This is a genomic window from Pseudomonas sp. W3I7, from assembly GCF_030816095.1.
GTDB lineage: Bacteria > Pseudomonadota > Gammaproteobacteria > Pseudomonadales > Pseudomonadaceae > Aquipseudomonas > Aquipseudomonas salomonii.
This window is the reverse complement of sequence record NZ_JAUSXP010000001.1, coordinates 6243507-6260621: the sequence shown is the minus strand read 5'-3', so window position 1 is coordinate 6260621 and position 17115 is coordinate 6243507. Positions and strand designations below refer to the sequence as shown.

At 60.5% G+C, this 17115-nt stretch carries 16 protein-coding genes; 7 read left to right on the top strand and 9 right to left on the bottom strand.

What is annotated here, in order from left to right:
- The first annotated feature begins 244 nt into the window (after positions 1–244).
- Positions 245–1174 carry a FecR domain-containing protein gene (locus QF043_RS28635; protein ID WP_307421542.1) on the top strand — a complete coding sequence of 310 codons (930 nt, stop codon included), beginning with the start codon at positions 245–247 and terminating at the stop codon, positions 1172–1174.
- Positions 1175–1177: 3 nt separating this feature from the next.
- Positions 1178–3457 (top strand): CHASE2 domain-containing protein, encoded by a 2280-nt coding sequence (locus tag QF043_RS28630; protein WP_307421066.1) that lies wholly within the window; start codon positions 1178–1180, stop codon positions 3455–3457.
- Positions 3458–3637: 180 nt separating this feature from the next.
- Here QF043_RS28630 and QF043_RS28625 read toward each other — a convergent pair whose 3' ends face one another.
- The 4 genes from QF043_RS28625 to glyQ all read right to left on the bottom strand — a co-directional run bounded on the left by QF043_RS28625 (position 3638) and on the right by glyQ (position 8034).
- Positions 3638–4408 (bottom strand): 1-acyl-sn-glycerol-3-phosphate acyltransferase, encoded by a 771-nt coding sequence (locus QF043_RS28625; RefSeq protein ID WP_056860956.1) that lies wholly within the window; start codon positions 4406–4408, stop codon positions 3638–3640.
- 82 nt (positions 4409–4490) lie between these two features.
- Entirely contained in the window at positions 4491–5030 is a 540-nt protein-coding gene (gene gmhB / locus QF043_RS28620) for a D-glycero-beta-D-manno-heptose 1,7-bisphosphate 7-phosphatase (protein WP_178116801.1), read from the bottom strand.
- A complete protein-coding gene (gene glyS, locus QF043_RS28615; RefSeq protein ID WP_307421065.1) occupies positions 5030–7084 on the bottom strand; it encodes a glycine--tRNA ligase subunit beta in 2055 nt (684 codons plus the stop codon). The genes gmhB and glyS overlap by 1 nt, the downstream gene beginning before the upstream one ends.
- Positions 7081–8034: a glycine--tRNA ligase subunit alpha gene (gene glyQ / locus QF043_RS28610; protein ID WP_003187265.1), complete on the bottom strand. Its 954-nt coding sequence runs from the start codon at positions 8032–8034 to the stop codon at positions 7081–7083. The genes glyS and glyQ overlap by 4 nt, the downstream gene beginning before the upstream one ends.
- A gap of 81 nt (positions 8035–8115) precedes the next feature.
- Here glyQ and QF043_RS28605 point away from each other — a divergent pair, with 81 nt between their 5' ends.
- Together QF043_RS28605 and QF043_RS28600 are read left to right on the top strand one after the other, a co-directional pair.
- Complete coding sequence (locus QF043_RS28605) at positions 8116–8673, top strand: DNA-3-methyladenine glycosylase I (protein ID WP_307421064.1); 558 nt, start codon at positions 8116–8118, stop codon at positions 8671–8673.
- Positions 8674–8713: 40 nt separating this feature from the next.
- A complete protein-coding gene (locus QF043_RS28600) occupies positions 8714–9601 on the top strand; it encodes a lysophospholipid acyltransferase (protein WP_307421063.1) in 888 nt (295 codons plus the stop codon).
- Between the two features lie 135 nt (positions 9602–9736).
- On the opposite strand, the gene QF043_RS28595 is transcribed toward QF043_RS28600, so the two are convergent.
- The 5 genes from QF043_RS28595 to def all read right to left on the bottom strand — a co-directional run bounded on the left by QF043_RS28595 (position 9737) and on the right by def (position 14420).
- The gene (locus QF043_RS28595) at positions 9737–10048 is read right to left on the bottom strand and encodes a hypothetical protein (protein WP_307421062.1); all 312 of its coding nucleotides are present in this window, start codon (positions 10046–10048) and stop codon (positions 9737–9739) included.
- 140 nt (positions 10049–10188) lie between these two features.
- A complete protein-coding gene (trkA, locus tag QF043_RS28590; protein ID WP_056860960.1) occupies positions 10189–11562 on the bottom strand; it encodes a Trk system potassium transporter TrkA in 1374 nt (457 codons plus the stop codon).
- A 21-nt stretch (positions 11563–11583) separates the two neighbouring features.
- Complete coding sequence (gene rsmB, locus QF043_RS28585; RefSeq protein ID WP_307421061.1) at positions 11584–12894, bottom strand: 16S rRNA (cytosine(967)-C(5))-methyltransferase RsmB; 1311 nt, start codon at positions 12892–12894, stop codon at positions 11584–11586.
- Positions 12891–13844 (bottom strand): methionyl-tRNA formyltransferase, encoded by a 954-nt coding sequence (gene fmt, locus QF043_RS28580; RefSeq protein ID WP_056860962.1) that lies wholly within the window; start codon positions 13842–13844, stop codon positions 12891–12893. The genes rsmB and fmt overlap by 4 nt, the downstream gene beginning before the upstream one ends.
- A gap of 69 nt (positions 13845–13913) precedes the next feature.
- Positions 13914–14420 (bottom strand): peptide deformylase, encoded by a 507-nt coding sequence (gene def, locus QF043_RS28575; RefSeq protein ID WP_017135146.1) that lies wholly within the window; start codon positions 14418–14420, stop codon positions 13914–13916.
- A gap of 135 nt (positions 14421–14555) precedes the next feature.
- Between def and QF043_RS28570 the strand changes: the two genes are divergently transcribed.
- The 3 genes from QF043_RS28570 (at position 14556) to QF043_RS28560 (ending at position 17106) form a co-directional block, all read left to right on the top strand.
- Positions 14556–15323, top strand: coding sequence for a peptidoglycan-binding protein (locus tag QF043_RS28570; RefSeq protein WP_307421060.1), 768 nt, complete (start codon positions 14556–14558; stop codon positions 15321–15323).
- A 63-nt stretch (positions 15324–15386) separates the two neighbouring features.
- Entirely contained in the window at positions 15387–16490 is a 1104-nt protein-coding gene (gene dprA, locus QF043_RS28565; RefSeq protein WP_307421059.1) for a DNA-processing protein DprA, read from the top strand.
- A gap of 58 nt (positions 16491–16548) precedes the next feature.
- The gene (locus tag QF043_RS28560) at positions 16549–17106 is read left to right on the top strand and encodes an L-threonylcarbamoyladenylate synthase (RefSeq protein WP_056860965.1); all 558 of its coding nucleotides are present in this window, start codon (positions 16549–16551) and stop codon (positions 17104–17106) included.
- Positions 17107–17115 lie beyond the last annotated feature (9 nt).

The following is a 17115-nucleotide window of genomic DNA, read 5'->3' as shown; positions in this document are numbered from 1 at the left end:
GCGTAGGTAGTGCGCAGATGCCTGTGGTTGAATCTGAAGAATTGTGGCCAGACTCAATGTTCACAGGATCTATCGGTACGCTGATATCAAAGGGCCGTAAACCCGTTTAAAGTCTTTCGTACCTACTAGTCGAAAGATACCGGCTCCTAACCCTGAGGAAAAGGATCAGCCGACACATGCGCTGCCGTAAACCTGTACGTGCCGAGGTCAGATGCCGTCTGAAACTACCCGGGTGATGAGCACCATGACCTGTTCTGCCTATCGATTATGGTGTGCCCTACCCGCCTTGCTGGCCTTGGTCATCGATACTGCGCAGGCTGCCACGCCTTATCGCCCTGCTTATATTGACGAGCCGTTCCAGTGCCGCGCTCAACCGTTGCCGGCGGTTGTGCAGCATTTGACGGGTGAAGCCTGGAAGCTCGACGCTAAAGGCCGGGCTCAGCCTCTGCTGGAAGGGATGAACATTGATGAGCAAGAAGGCGTGAAGACGTCGACATCGGCTTTTACCAGCCTGCGTCTGGGTGATGGCTCCCGCGTGGTGCTGCCTTCCAGTTCACAAGTGCGCCTGCACTGGGTGGAAAAGCTGGCGATTCCCCAGGTCATTCTGGAACAGGGCCAAGTCGAGACCTATGTGATCAAGCGAGCCAGCGACTACGACCGTTTTCAGATCGTGACGCCCGTCGCTGTTCTCGGTGTGCGCGGTACGCACTTTCGCGTGCGCAATGACGGCGAGCAATCTGTGCTGGAGGTGCTCAACGGCCAGGTTGCGGTTAACCGTTCAGAAGGCAGCGCCGCAGCCGAAGTAAAGGTGGGCGCACGCCAAGGTCTGCTGCTAAAGCAACAAGGCGAACTCAAAGCCGTGGAGCTTTTGCCCGCGCCGGTATTGATTGGCCAGGACGGCCAGAAAGGTCAGTCGCCGGTCTGGAGCCTGTACCTGCGGCCATTGCCTGGTGCACAGCGCTACCGTGCCCAAGTGGCGACCGACTCAGCCTTTATGAATATCAAGCAGGAATACTTTTCCAGTGAGCCGAAAATGCGCTTCACTGGGCTCAAGGCATCGTTTTACCACGTGCGTTTGTCTGCCTATGACGCGCAGGGCCTGGAGGGAGAAACCGGGGTTTATGACATCTTCTATTACCCACCCGCCACCCAGGCACAGGCCAGCGGTGGTTGACCAATGATGCTGTGGCGCAAGGCCGAAAAACGCCAACCCACCCATGCCCAGCGCTTGTTCCACGGCCTGGTGCGCGAGTGGTTGTGGATAGGTTTGCTATTGTTGCCGATGACGGCTTACCTGTCGTTGAGCCCGGGCCTGGCGCTGAACAACCCGCTGTATGACAGCCTCAGGCGCCTGGCGCCCTTGCCGGTAGACCCGCGAATCTTGCTGGTGACCATCGACGACCCCAGCCTGAAAGAGCTGGGCCGCTGGCCTTGGCCGCGCAGTTTGCATGCCGACCTGATCAACCGCCTGAGCGCCGCACAACCTGCGGCCATCCTCTTCGATGTGATCTTCAGTGAGCCCGGTATCCCCGCCAACGATCAACGCCTTACGGCGGCCGTGTGCAATGCCGGTAACGTGGTATTGCCGTTGCTGCGTGAGGAAGCGGCCAGCTACAGCGCGCCCGACGCGCAAATGCTGCCGCTGCTCAAATGCGCTAAAGGTCTCGGGCATATCAATGTTGAAGCAGACAGTGACGGCGTGGTGCGCAGCCTGTTTTTGCGAGAGGGCCCGCCCGGTGACACTACGCCGCAGTTGGCGTGGATGGCCTATGCGTTGAGCGGCCAGGCCGCTGAGATGCCAGGCGAACCCCAGCAACCGATCAATCCGTCCTGGCATCGGGAGCACGCCATTCGGATCCCGTTCATCGCTGCCAACACCCGCTTTCCTACGGTTTCCTACGCCAGCGTTCTACGCGGTGAGGTCGACCCGGAACGGCTGCGTGGCCGGCTGGTTCTGGTGGGCGCCACCGCGTCCGGTATGGGCGATCGTTTCGTTACCCCGCTCTCGTCGACGGTCGGTACTACGGCGGGTGTGGAGATCCAGGCCAACGTGCTTAATGGCCTGCTGCAAGGGCGCAGCATTGTTGACCTACCCGGCGCGGTGTCGGCCCTGATGGCGACTACCTGGGTGGCATTGTTACTGGGCCTGTTGTTGTATCGCCCCCGCTACGCGTTGTGGATGACCCTGGGCTGCATGGCGAGCGCGTTGTTCGTTTCGTGGGTGTTGCTGGGCCTGGGCCACTGGTGGTCGCCCGCTGCGTGCCTGATTGGTTTGCTGCTCAGTTATTTGATCTGGAACTGGCGGCGCCTCAGCGTGATCCTTGCCTACTTCGGCTGGGAGCTGGCGCGGCTGGATAACGAACCCAAGGTGCTTCCCGAGCGTCGTCGTGCGCCCGCGAGCAAGGGCGATGTGCTGCAAGCGCGGATCTTTGCACTTGAACAAGCGGTAAGCCGTACACGCGACACCCGGCGGTTTATGGCTGACGGACTGGAGTGCCTGCCAGTGGCCACGCTGATTACCGACCCCAGAGGCAGCATCCTGCTGGCCAACCGGATTGCGCGCGAAGTGTTCAGTAATGAGTTGGTCAACCAAAACCTGCTCGATCAACTCGCCGATCTGGGTTATCCGCCGCTGCACAATGGCGTGCGCCCTGCTCTCTCAGCATTGGAACTCGTTGAGTTTCGCGACATCCACCAGCGTAGCCTGCGCATGGAGCTTGCCCCTTTGCTGCCGGCCGAAGGTGACGTCGCCCTCGGTTGGCTACTGAGCCTCACAGACCTGAGCAAGGAACGCGAAGCCCAGCAGCACCGCGAAACCATGCTGCGCTTTCTGTCCCATGACTTGCGTGCGCCGCACTCGGCGATCCTGGCGCTGCTGGATGTGCATAACGGTGAGTCGCCGGTGTTTGTTCAGATCGAACAACAGGTCCGGCGTGCGCTGAGCCTGACTGAATCCTTCGTGCAACTGGCCAAAGCCGAGGCCGATGGTTACCAGTTTCAACCCACGCTGTTCGCGATGCTGGTGATGGATGCTTTCGATCAAGTGGCGGTCATCGCCCAACTAAAAGGCATTCACCTGGTTCATGATCTGGACGAGGCCGATGAAGGCATGGTCTGCGCGGATCAATCGTTGCTGACCCGAGCGTTATTCAACGTGCTGGAAAATGCGATCAAGTATTCCGCTTCCGGCACCACCGTCACCTTGAGCCACGGCAGCGCGCAAGGGTGGCTGGAATGCCGCATCAGCGATCAAGGACCCGGTATTGCGCCAGAGGATTTACCGGAGTTGTTCAGCCAATACCGACGCTTTGACTCGGCTCAGGGCAGTGAGGGCCTGGGGTTGGGATTGACCATGGTCAAAGCTGTGGTGGAGCGCCATGGCGGACGCATTCTGTGTGAAAGCGAGGTAGGTAAAGGTTCGACTTTCAGCCTGCAATTGCCGCTGCTCGATGATTAAAAAACGTACTTTTTTACTGTGCATAAAAAACCGGTCACAAGGACCGGTTTTTTATGCTGAAAAAACTTATGCACGTTTTTCGCGATTTTATGAGCTTGAGAAATATGTAAGTAAATCAGCTTGTTATGAAACAAAAACGCCAATTCGCCAACAAACCGTACACAGGTTATCCACAGATCACTAAATCGCCGGTGTCTCGACTACAACCGGCTCCGGAGGCAGCGAACCCATGGCCCGTTGCTGCGCTTCATTCCACGCTTGGGCGCGGTCATTAAGTGCGGCAATGGCGCGTGGCCCTTCACCTTCGGCGTACATGGGCTCGCCAATAATCACAGTGATCGTACCTTCGCGTTTGGCCCAACCAGTCTTCGGCCAGAACTTGCCGGCGTTATGCGCAATCGGCAGCACTGGCAGGTGGGCGTTGACCGCCAACGCGGTACCACCGCGTGAGAACTTGCCCACAGTGCCATACGGCACACGGGTACCTTCCGGGAAGATCAGCACCCAAACGCCATCCTTGAGCAGCTCGTCACCCTTCTTGGCCACGTGCTTGAGCGCCGCCTTGGGGTTGTCACGGTCAATGGCGATCGGCCGCAGCATGGCCATTGCCCAGCCGAAGAACGGCACGTAAAGCAGCTCACGCTTAAGCACCTGGCTCAGGGGCGAGAAGTACGCGGACAAGAAGAACGTTTCCCATGTGCTCTGGTGATTCGACAGAATCACGCAGGGCTGGTCCGGGACGTTTTCAGCGCCCTTGATCTCGAAACGAATGCCCAGGAATACCTTGGTCAGCCATAACGCACAGCGGCACCAATAGACGTTGATAAAACGATAGCGCGCCTTGAACGGCAGGAACGGCGCGATAAAAAAGCTCAGGGTGCACCACAGAAACGAACTGGTGCCCAGCAGCAGGTAAAAGAAGAAGGTTCTGATGGCCTGCAAAATCGACATGGCAGCATTTACCGTTGCGGGACATGGCCCGCCTGCTAAAAGCGCACTCCCGAGCAATCCTTGTTCAGGAAGCCGAGGGTGGCTAGTTGTTAATAAGTTCTGCGGCAACCGCCGCCAGATCGTCAAAAATCAAAGTGCCTACCGGCAGGTTTTTCGCCTGGGTCTTTTCGCCTTTACCGGTTTTAACCAAAACTGGCTGAGAGTCGACGGCTTTGGCCGCCTCCAGGTCACCGAGGCTGTCCCCGACGAACCATATCCCAGCTAACGGCACCTTGTAATGTTCTGCAATAGTTTTCAACATGCCAGGCTTGGGTTTGCGGCAATCGCAGCCCTCATCCGGCCCGTGGGGGCAGTACACCACCAGCCCCACCTCACCGCCCTGCTCGGCCACCAGCGTGCGTAAACGCGCGTGCATGGCGTCCAGGGTGGCGATGTCGTAATAACCGCGGGCGATGCCGGACTGGTTGGTGGCGATGGCCACCGTCCAGCCGGCTTTGCTCAACTGCGCGATGGCCTCGATCGAGCCGGGCAGTGGAATCCACTCCGCCACCGACTTGATGTAAGCGTCGGAGTCGTAATTGATCACTCCGTCCCGATCGAGAATCAGCAGTTTCAACATGATCAGCCCAGTACGGAAATATCAGCGATGTTGATGAACAGGCCGCGCAAACGCGCCAGCATGGCGTAGCGGTTTTTCCGCACGCCAGCATCCTCGGCATTGATCATCACCGCTTCAAAGAACGCATCCACCGGCTCACGCAAGGTGGCCAGGCGCGCCAGTGCTTCGGCGTAGTTGCGTTCGGCGAGCAGCGGCTTCACGGCGTTTTCCGCTTTGGCGATGGCCGAGTTCAGCGAGAACTCCTTGGCATCGGCAAACAGGCCAGGGTCGACTTCGGTATTGCCGAGGTTGTCAGCCTTGCTCAGCAGGTTCGACACACGCTTGTTCACGGCGGCCAGGGCATCGGCCTCCGGCAGCTTGCGGAAGGCTTGTACGGCCTGTACGCGCTGGTCGAAGTCCAGTGCCGAACCCGGTTGCAGGGCACGTACCGACAGGTAGACGGAAACGTCCACGCCTTCGTCTTCGTAACGCGCACGCAGGCGGTCGAATACAAACTCCAGCACTTGCTCGGCCAGGCCGGCTTGCTTGACCTTGGTGCCAAACTGGCCGACAGCGAACACCACGGCCTGGGTCAGGTCGAGGTCGAGCTTTTTGTCGATCAGGATACGCAGCACGCCCAGGGCCGCACGGCGCAGGGCATACGGGTCTTTGCTGCCGGTAGGCAACATGCCGATACCAAAGATGCCGACGAGGGTGTCCAGCTTGTCGGCGATGGCCACGGCCGCACCGGTCAGGGTGCTTGGCAGCTCAGCACCGGCACCGCGCGGCATGTACTGCTCGTTCAGTGCCAGGGCAACATCGTCCGGCTCGCCGTCGTTGAGGGCGTAGTAGTAACCGGCGACGCCTTGCATCTCCGGGAACTCGCCGACCATTTCGGTGGCCAGGTCGCACTTGGACAGCAAGCCAGCGCGGGCTGCCCAGGCAGCGTCACCGCCAATGCGTGGGGCAATGTAGGCGGCCAGCTTGGAAACGCGTACGGCCTTGTCGTAGACGCTGCCGAGTTTTTCCTGGAACACCACGTTTTGCAGGCGCAGGTTGAAGTCTTCGAGCTTCTGCTTCTTGTCTTGCTTGAAGAAGAACTCGGCGTCAGTCAGACGCGGGCGCACGACTTTCTCGTTACCGGCGATGATCTGCTGAGGGTCTTTGCTTTCGATGTTGGCCACGGTGATAAAACGCGGCAGCAACTTACCGTCCACATCCAGCAGGCAGAAATACTTCTGGTTGTCCTGCATGGTGGTGATCAGGGCTTCTTGCGGCACGTCGAGGAAACGCTCTTCGAACGAGCACACCAGCGGCACCGGCCATTCAACCAGCGCGGTCACTTCGTCGAGCAGGCTTGGCGGCACGATGGCAGTGCCTTCCTGCAGGCGGGCCAGCTCTTCGGTGCGCTTGCTGATCAGCTCGCGACGCTCGTTGGCATCGGCCAGCACGTAAGCGCCACGCAGGTCGGCGGCGTAGTTGGCCGGCGAGGTGATGCGCACGGCTTCTGGATGGTGGAAGCGGTGACCACGGGAATCACGACCAGCCTTCTGGGCGAGGATGGTGCAATCGATGACGTGGTCACCGAGCAACATCACCAGCCACTGAGTTGGGCGCACGAACTCTTCCTTGCGCGCACCCCAGCGCATGCGCTTGGGAATAGGCAGGTCGTTCAGGGAGTCTTCAACGATGGTCGGCAACAGGCTCGCCGTTGGCTTGCCGGTAATGACCTGGCTGAAACGCAGTTTCGGGCCGCTCTGGTCGATCTCGCTTAGCTCGACGCCGCACTTCTTGGCGAAACCAAGGGCGGCTTGAGTCGGATTGCCTTCAGCATCAAACGCCGCCTGACGCGGTGGGCCGTCGAGGTTGATGCTGCGGTCCGGTTGCTGGGTTTCCAGCGCGGTCAGCAACACCGCCAGGCGACGTGGTGCGGCGTAGACTTTTTTCGCAGCGAATTTCAGGCCGGCGCTGTGCAGGCCTTTTTCGATACCGGCCAGGAACGCATCGGCCAGGGTATTGAGTGCCTTGGGTGGCAGCTCTTCGGTGCCCAGTTCAACCAGGAAATCTTGAGCACTCATTGTGCAGCCTCCAGCTTAGCCAACACTTCATCACGCAGGTCTGGGGTTGCCATCGGGAAGCCCAGCTTGGCGCGAGCCAACAGGTAGGCTTGGGCGACGGAACGCGCCAGGGTGCGTACACGCAGAATGTATTGCTGACGCGCAGTTACCGAGATGGCACGGCGGGCGTCCAGCAGGTTGAAGGTATGGGAAGCCTTCAACACCATTTCATAGCTCGGCAACGGCAGCGGCTGGTCGAGTTCGATCAGGCGCTTGGCTTCGCTTTCATAGAAGTCGAACAGTTCGAACAGCTTGTCGACGTTGGCGTGTTCGAAGTTGTAAGTGGATTGCTCCACTTCGTTCTGATGGAACACGTCGCCGTAGGTGACTTTGCCGAACGGGCCGTCAGCCCACACCAGGTCGTAGACCGAATCCACGCCTTGCAGGTACATGGCCAGGCGCTCAAGACCGTAGGTGATCTCGCCGGTCACTGGGTAGCACTCGATGCCGCCCGCTTGCTGGAAGTACGTGAACTGCGTCACTTCCATGCCGTTGAGCCAGACTTCCCAGCCCAGGCCCCAGGCGCCCAAAGTTGGCGATTCCCAGTTGTCTTCGACGAAACGGATGTCGTGTACCAGTGGGTCCAGGCCGACATGTTTCAGCGAACCCAGGTACAGCTCCTGGAAGTTGTCCGGGTTCGGCTTCAGTACCACCTGGAACTGGTAGTAGTGCTGCAGGCGGTTCGGGTTTTCGCCGTAGCGGCCGTCAGTCGGGCGACGACTGGGCTGCACATAAGCGGCGTTCCAGGTTTCCGGGCCGATGGCCCGCAGGAATGTTGCGGTGTGGAAAGTGCCGGCGCCTACTTCCATATCGTAGGGCTGAAGTACCACACAACCTTGCTCGGCCCAGTATTGCTGGAGGGCGAGGATCAAGTCTTGGAAGGTACGCACGGCTGGCGTAGGCTGGCTCACGAAATTCACCTGTTACTTGGGCTGCGATTTAAAGAGCGGGAGTATACCCGATTCGGCCCTGCCACCACTCCCTGGAGCCTTATGCCACGCTGCTTTTGGTGTTCTGAAGATCCGCTGTACATGGCTTATCACGATCAGGAGTGGGGAACGCCGCTGCGCGATGCGCAGGGCTTGTTCGAGTTGCTTTTGCTCGAAGGGTTCCAGGCGGGCCTGTCCTGGATCACCGTTTTACGCAAACGTGAGCATTATCGAAAGGTCTTGTTCGGCTTTGATGCGCAGCGTTTGGCGCTGTTGACCGATGAAGAGATCGAAGCGCTGATGCTCGACCCGGGCATCGTGCGCAATCGCCTCAAGCTCAACGCCACTCGCCGCAACGCCGCCGCCTGGCTGGCGCTGGAGGACCCGGTGGGCTTGCTCTGGTCGTTTGTCGGCGGCGTGCCCAAGGTCAATCACTTTACCGATCGCAGCCAAGTCCCGGCGATTACCCCCGAAGCTCAAGCCATGAGTAAAGCATTGAAAAAAGCCGGTTTCACCTTCGTCGGCCCGACCATCTGTTACGCGTTCATGCAGGCTTCGGGCATGGTCATGGACCACACCCAGGACTGCGACCGTTACGCGGACTTGGCCAACGCCGGTTAGAATGCCCGCTTTGCGCACCACACACGATCAGGAGTGACCTGTGGAAAAGTTTAAAGGCGCCTTGCTGGTAGGCGCTCTTCGGTTGTTTGCCCTGCTGCCCTGGCGCGCTGTCCAGGCCGTCGGCACGGCGATTGGCTGGATCATGTGGAAAACCCCCAACCGCTCCCGCGACACGGTGCGGATCAACCTCTCCAAATGCTTCCCGGACATGGACCCGGCCGCCCGCGAGCGTCTGGTGGGCCAGAGCCTGATGGACATCGGCAAGTCGCTGACCGAAAGCGCCTGCGCCTGGATCTGGCCGGCTCAGCGTTCCATCGACCTGGTGCGCGAAGTCGAAGGCCTCCAAGTGCTGTATGAGGCATTGGCCTCAGGCAAAGGCGTGGTCGGCATCACCAGCCACCTGGGCAACTGGGAGGTGTTGAACCACTTCTATTGCAACCAGTGCAAACCGATCATTTTCTACCGCCCGCCCAAGCTCAAGGCGGTGGATGAGTTGCTGCAAAAGCAGCGCGTGCAACTGGGTAACCGTGTGGCGGCTTCCACCAAGGAAGGCATCCTCAGCGTGATCAAGGAAGTGCGCAAAGGTGGCCAGGTGGGCATTCCCGCTGACCCTGAGCCGGCGGAATCTGCCGGGATCTTCGTGCCGTTTTTCGCCACCCAGGCGCTGACCAGCAAGTTTGTGCCGAACATGCTGGCAGGCCATAAAGCCGTCGGCGTGTTCCTGCATGCGCTGCGGCTTCCGGACGGTTCGGGTTACAAAGTGATTCTGGAAGCGGCCCCGGAAGATATGTACAGCACCGACACGGCCACGTCCTGCGCGGCGATGAGCAAGGTGGTGGAGCGCTATGTCGGCGCCTACCCGAGCCAGTACATGTGGAGCATGAAGCGCTTCAAGAAACGCCCGCCGGGTGAGGAGCGGTGGTACTGATGCGCGGCTGACTTAAGGTCTATGCGAAACCATTGTGGGAGCGGGCTTGCTCGCGAATGCAGAGTGTCAGTCACTGATATGTAGCTGATACACCGCATTCGCGAGCAAGCCCGCTCCCACATTTTTGATCTCCATTCAGGCTTGGCGGTCGAGTTTCTTCAGGAACACCGTCATCTCTTTTTCGGCCTGTTTATCGCCATGGGCCAGGGCCGCTTCAATGCCCTTCTCCCACGCCAGTCGTGCTGCGGCACTATCACCCAAACCCTGCTGAGCCTTGCCCAACAGCTTCCAGGCCGCCGAATACTTCGGATCGAACTCGACGCATTTCTGCAAATGCTCGGCTGCTTTAGCGTTGTCCTTCAAGTCCAGATAACCCTTGCCCAAGCCAAAGCGCAGCAAGGAATTATCCACACCCTTGGCGAGCATTTTTTCCAGGGATTCGAGCATTTGTTTTCACCTTGAGTGAAAGATGGCTGTTGTGGCGAGGGAGCTTGCTCCCGCTCGAGTGCGAAGCGCTCGCAAAATGTTGGGGACCGCTACGCAGTCCAACGGGAGCAAGCTCCCTCGCCACAATGAAATATTCCTGACTAGAAAAAACTCAGCCCCACGTGGAACAGTTTCTCCACATCGCGAATATGCTTTTTATCCACAAGGAACAAAATCACGTGGTCACCCGTGGCGATCACCGTATCGTCATGGGCGATGATCACCTCTTCATCACGAATAATCGCACCAATAGTGGTGCCCGGCGGCAGGCCGATATCGCGGATGGCCTTGCCGATCACCTTGCTCGACTTTGAATCACCATGGGCAATCGCCTCGATGGCTTCCGCCGCGCCCCGGCGCAGGGAGTGCACGCTGACGATATCGCCACGGCGCACGTGGGCCAGCAAGGTGCCGATGGTCGCCAGTTGCGGGCTGATGGCGATGTCGATGTCACCGCCCTGGATCAGGTCGACATAGGCCGGGTTGTTGATGATGGTCATCACCTTTTTCGCCCCCAGCCGCTTGGCCAGCAACGAGGACATGATGTTGGCCTCGTCATCGTTGGTCAGGGCCAGGAAGATATCGGCGTCGGCGATGTTTTCTTCCATCAGCAAGTCGCGGTCCGAGGCGCTGCCTTGCAGGACCACGGTGCTGTCGAGGGTGTCGGACAAATGCCGGCAGCGCGCCGGGTTCATCTCGATGATCTTCACCTGATAGCGGCTTTCGATGGCCTCGGCCAAGCGCTCGCCGATCTGCCCGCCGCCAGCGATAACGATGCGTTTGTAGCTCTCATCCAGTCGACGCATTTCGCTCATCACCGCACGAATATTCGCTTTGGCTGCGATGAAAAACACTTCGTCGTCTGCTTCGATCACCGTATCGCCCTGGGGCAGGATCGGCCGGTCGCGACGAAAAATCGCCGCCACGCGGGTTTCCACATTCGGCATGTGTTCACGCAACTGGCGCAGTTGCTGGCCCACCAGCGGCCCGCCGTAATACGCCTTCACCGCCACCAGTTGCGCCTTGCCTTCGGCAAAGTCGATGACCTGCAAGGCGCCGGGAATTTCGATCAGGCGCTTGATGTAATGGGTCACCACCTGTTCGGGGCTGATCAGCACGTCCACCGGAATCGCATCGTTGTCGAACAGACCGGCACGGGTCAGGTAGGCGGCTTCGCGCACGCGGGCGATCTTGGTGGGCGTGTGGAACAGGGTATGGGCGACCTGGCAGGCGACCATGTTGGTCTCGTCACTGTTGGTCACCGCCACCAGCATATCGGCATCATCGGCACCGGCCTGGCGCAGCACGGTCGGGAATGATGCGCGGCCTTGCACGGTGCGGATGTCCAGGCGGTCGCCCAGGTTGCGCAGGCGCTCGCTGTCGGTGTCGACCACGGTGATGTCGTTGGCTTCGCTGGCCAAATGTTCGGCCAGCGTGCCGCCGACCTGCCCTGCACCAAGGATGATGATCTTCATCCGGTCACTCCCTTAAACCCATTAGCTGCGCGCGGCAGCAATCTTGATCAGTTTGGCGTAGTAGAAGCCATCGTGTCCGCCTTCCTGCGCGAGCAACTGGCGGCCGTGGGGCTGCTTGATACCGGCCGTCGTGGCGAGGTCCAGCTCCCGTGCGCCACGGGTGCGGGCGAGGAAGGCTTGGATCACCTCGGTGTTTTCTGTCGGCAGCGTGGAGCACGTGGCGTAGAGCAGGATGCCGCCGACGTCCAGGGTTGGCCACAGGGCGTCGAGCAGTTCGCCTTGCAGCACGGCCAGGGCGGCGATGTCGTCGGGTTGGCGGGTGAGCTTGATATCCGGGTGACGGCGGATCACGCCCGTGGCGGAACATGGCGCGTCGAGCAGGATGCGCTGGAACGGTTTGCCGTCCCACCAGGTGGCGGTGTCGCGGCCGTCGGCGGCGATCAGCTCGGCGCTCAGTCCCAGGCGCGCGAGGTTTTCACGCACACGCACCAGGCGCTTGGCTTCCAGGTCGACGGCGACTACACCGGCAAGGTCTTTTTCGACTTCCAGAATGTGACACGTCTTACCGCCCGGCGCGCAGCAGGCGTCCAGCACGCGTTGGCCGGGGGCCAGGTCGAGCAGGTCGGCGGCCAGTTGTGCAGCTTCGTCCTGCACGCTGATCCAGCCTTCGGCAAAACCCGGCAGGCTGCGCACGTCGGTGGCGGTTTCCAGCACAATGCCGTCGACGCTGTACACACACGGCGTGGCACTGATGCCGGCATCGGCCAGCAATTGCAGGTAGGCATCACGGCTGTGATGGCGACGGTTGACCCGCAAAATCATCGGCGGGTGCGCATTGTTGGCGGCGCAAATCGCTTCCCATTGCTCGGGCCAGAAGGCTTTCAGGGATTTTTGCAGCCAGCGCGGGTGAGCCGTGCGCACCACCGGGTCATGTTCCAGCTCGGCCAGCAGCGCTTCGCTTTCACGTTGGGCACGGCGCAGTACGGCGTTGAGCAAGGCCTTTGCCCACGGCTTTTTCAGCTTGTCGGCGCAACCAACGGTTTCACCGATGGCGGCATGCGCGGGCACGCGGGTGTAGAGCAACTGATAGAGGCCCACCAGGAGCAGGGCTTCTACATCGGCATCAGCCGCTTTGAATGGCTTTTGCAGCAGCTTGGCCGCCAGCGCCGACAAGCGCGGCTGCCAGCGGGCGGTGCCAAAGGCCAGGTCCTGGGTGAAACCGCGATCACGGTCTTCAACCTTGTCCATTTGCGTAGGCAGCGAACTGTTCAGCGAAGCCTTGCCGTTGAGTACAGCAGCAAGCGCCTTGGCGGCGGCCAGACGCGGGTTCATTGAGCGACCGCCCCGAGAACCGTGCCCAAGGCAAATTTCTCACGACGGCTGTTGAACAGGTCGCCGAAGTTCAGTGCCTTGCCGCCGGGCAATTGCAGGCGGGTCAGGCACAGCGCCTGTTCACCGCAGGCGACCAACAGGCCGTCCTTGCTGGCGCCGATGATTTCACCCGGAGCACCTTTGCCATCCGCCAAGGTGGCGGCCAGCACTTTCAAGGCTTCGCCATTGAGGGTGCTGTGGCAGATCGGCCACGGGTTGAAGGCGCGCACCAGGCGCTCCAGCTCCACGGCCGGGCGGCTCCAGTCGATGCGGGCTTCATCTTTGTTCAATTTGTGCGCGTAGGTGGCGAGGCTGTCGTCCTGCACTTCGCCTTCCAGCGTACCGGCCGCCAGGCCAGCGATGGCCTGGATAACGGCAGGTGGGCCAAGCTCGGCCAAGCGGTCGTGCAGGCTGCCGCCGGTGTCTTCGCCCGTGATCGGCGTGGCAACCTTGAGCAGCATCGGGCCGGTATCCAGACCCGCCTCCATGCGCATCACGGTCACGCCGCTTTCAAGGTCACCGGCTTCCACGGCGCGCTGGATCGGCGCCGCACCGCGCCAGCGTGGCAGTAACGAAGCGTGGCTGTTGATGCAGCCCAGGCGCGGGATATCCAGTACGGCTTGAGGCAGGATCAAACCGTAAGCCACCACCACCAGCAAGTCGGGCTTCAACGCCGCCAGTTCTGCCTGGGCATCGGCATTGCGCAGGGTTGGCGGTTGCAGCACAGGGATGTTGTGCTCAAGCGCCAACTGCTTGACCGGGCTTGGCATCAGTTTTTGCCCGCGACCGGCCGGGCGATCCGGCTGGGTGTACACCGCCACGATGTCATAAGGGCTGGCAAGCAGCGCCTTGAGGTGTTCGGCAGCAAATTCGGGAGTGCCGGCAAAAACAATGCGCAGTGGCTCGGTCATGGGAGGTCTCGGTAAAAAACAGTCACAAAAGAAAAAGGCTTGCCGCAGCAAGCCTTTGGAAGAAGGGCATCAAGCTTGCTGGCGATGCTTTTTTTCCAGCTTCTTCTTGATCCGGTCGCGTTTAAGCGTGGACAGGTAATCAACAAACAGCTTGCCGTTGAGGTGGTCGCATTCATGTTGAATGCACACTGCCAGCAGGCCTTCGGCGATCAGTTCGTAGGGCTTGCCGTCACGGTCCAGGGCCTTGATCTTCACGCGCAGCGGGCGTTCGACGTTCTCGTAGAACTCCGGCACCGACAGGCAGCCTTCCTGGTATTCGCCCATCTCTTCGGTCAGCGGTTCGAACTCGGGGTTGATAAACACCCGAGGTTCGCTGCGATCTTCCGACAGGTCCATGACCACGACGCGCTGATGCACGTTGACCTGGGTGGCGGCGAGGCCGATGCCCGGGGCTTCATACATTGTTTCAAACATGTCATCGACCAACTGACGAACCTTGTCGTCCACTACGGCCACCGGTTTGGCGATCGTGCGCAGGCGCGAGTCGGGAAATTCGAGGATGTTCAAAATAGCCATAAGCGTAATTGCTGCACATGTGAGGTAGAGGCAAATCGGCGTTGGGATGGACCCAGACCGCCGGTGTGAAAGGCTCGAAAGCCGCGAAGGCTATGGCATTTCACGCGAACGCACATAATAAAGGAGATTGACCCCATGAGGAAATCGCTACTCGTCTTGCTGTTGTGGGCGCCGCTCGCCATGGCCCTGGTTCCCCAGCCCGGCCCGCGCCTGGAACAGGCCACGCAACAGGCCATCCGCCACTTCTTGTTGCACAACCGCATTTTCGATACGCCCCAGGATCTGGACAACGCGCCTTACATTGTTGCCGCCGACGCGGGACGAGTCCTGGGCGCCAACGGTGAGCGCGTGTATGCCCGCGGTGACCTGGACCCGACCCAGCCGGACTATGGGATCTTTCGTCGCGGCAAAACCTACACCGACCCGCAAACCCGGGAGTTGTTGGGCATCAATGCCGACGACATCGGCAGCGCACGCTTTGTAGTGGCGGGCGACCTCAGCACCCTGGCCGTGCAACGGGTCACCCAGGAAGTGCGCCCGGGCGACCGCTTGCTGCGTGCCGAACCGCCCGTCGAATGGGCCAATCGGCAGCCTGCGCCTTTCATCGAGGGGCACATTATCGATATTCCCAAGGGTGTCTCCCAGATCGGCGTAATGGATGCCGTGACTTTGAACAAGGGCCGCCGTGACGGTCTGGCTGAAGGCCACCTGCTCACGGTGATCAAGACCGGCGTGAGCGTTCGCGACAGCCTCTCTGGCGCCCCGGCCCAACTTCCCGAGGAGTACGCTGGCACGCTGCTGGTGTTTCGCACCTACGAAAAACTCAGTTATGGCCTGGTGCTCAGAGCCTCACGTTCGCTGGCAGTAATGGATCGATTCGAGACTGCCCGACAAACGCAATAAATAGCCTGCTAAATAAGTTACCAACAGAGTTATCCACAGCTTGTTCAGATCAAGGACGATCAAATGTATCCGACAAACAGCCCTGAAATTTCCCCTGCAGAACTGGAAGCCCGACTACGCTTGAACAGGCTGCCGGAACTGGGTCCCAAGCGTTTTCGTGTATTGATCGAGGCATTTGGTTCTGCCTCCAGGGCCATCAGTGCACCGGCAAGTGCCTGGCGTTCCCTTGGGTTGCCAGCCGTTAGCGCCGATGCCAGGCGCAGCCCTGAAATTCGCGATGGCGCCAGTGCTGCGCTTGCATGGTTGGAGCGCCCGGCCCAGCATTTGCTGATGTGGGACCAGCCTGAGTACCCTGCATTGCTGGCGCAGATCGACGATGCACCGCCGTTGTTATTCGTCGCCGGCGAGCCGAACATCCTCGAAAAACCGCAGTTGGCCATGGTCGGCAGTCGGCGTGCATCCCGCCCGGGGATGGACACTGCCGCCGCCTTTTCGCGCAGCCTGGCGAGCGCCGGTTTTGTCATTACCAGTGGCTTGGCCTTGGGCATCGACGGTGCTGCGCACCAAGCGGCATTAGATGTCGGGGGGCAGACAATCGGCGTGCTCGGCACCGGCCTCGAAAATGTTTATCCACAACGCCACCGCCAGCTCGCAGCGGCGATGATTGCCCAAGGCAGCGCGGTGGTTTCCGAGTTTCCGCTGGACGCTGCGCCCCAGGCCGCCAACTTCCCACGACGCAACCGGATCATCAGCGGCCTGTCGCTGGGGGTGCTGGTAGTGGAAGCCAGCATGGCCAGCGGTTCGCTGATCACGGCCAAGCTTGCGGCCGAGCAAGGGCGTGAGGTGTATGCGATTCCGGGCTCCATTCATCATCCGGGCGCCAAGGGCTGCCATCAGTTGATTCGCGATGGCGCGACGCTGGTGGAGTCCATCGAGCACATCCTGGATGGCTTGCGCGGTTGGCAGGCGTTGTCCCGCCCGGCGCCGATGCCGGTCACCCACCCGCTGGTGGCGCTGCTGCACGCGGCACCCCTCACCAGCGAGGCTTTGGCGGTGGCCAGCGGGCGGCCTTTGGCCCACACACTGGCGGCGCTTACCGAGCTTGAACTTGAGGGCCTGGTGATCTGCGAAAGCGGGCGATGGCTTGCGCGCGGCCCGCTTATGTAATTAGTTTTTGCAAAGAACATCGGTAAACTGCGCAGAGCTTTAGTCCGGAGAGTGAGCAATGGTCAACAGGTGGCGTGTGCTGGAAGCCGCACGAGAAATTCGCGCAGGCGCGGTGATTGCCTATCCGACCGAAGCGGTCTGGGGCCTGGGCTGCGACCCGTGGAATGAAGACGCGGTAGACCGGCTGCTGGCGATCAAGAATCGCTCGGTCGACAAGGGGCTGATTCTGGTAGCGGACAATATCCGTCAGTTCGATTTTCTATTCGAAGACTTCCCGGACACCTGGATTGACCGCATGGCCAGTACTTGGCCGGGGCCGAACACCTGGCTGGTGCCGCATCAGGGCATGCTGCCGGAATGGGTGACCGGTGTGCATGACACCGTGGCGCTGCGGGTCAGCGATCATCCGTTGGTGAGGGATTTATGCGCGCAGGTGGGGCCGTTGATCTCTACCTCAGCCAACCCGCAAGGCCGCCCGGCGGCGCGCACGCGGCTTCGTGTGGAGCAGTATTTCCGTGGCCAAGTGGATTTGGTGCTGGGTGGTGCCCTGGGTGGGCGCAAGAACCCGAGCCTGATTCGCGATTTGGCGACGGGTGAGGTAGTGCGGCCTTCTTAGTGCCTTTGT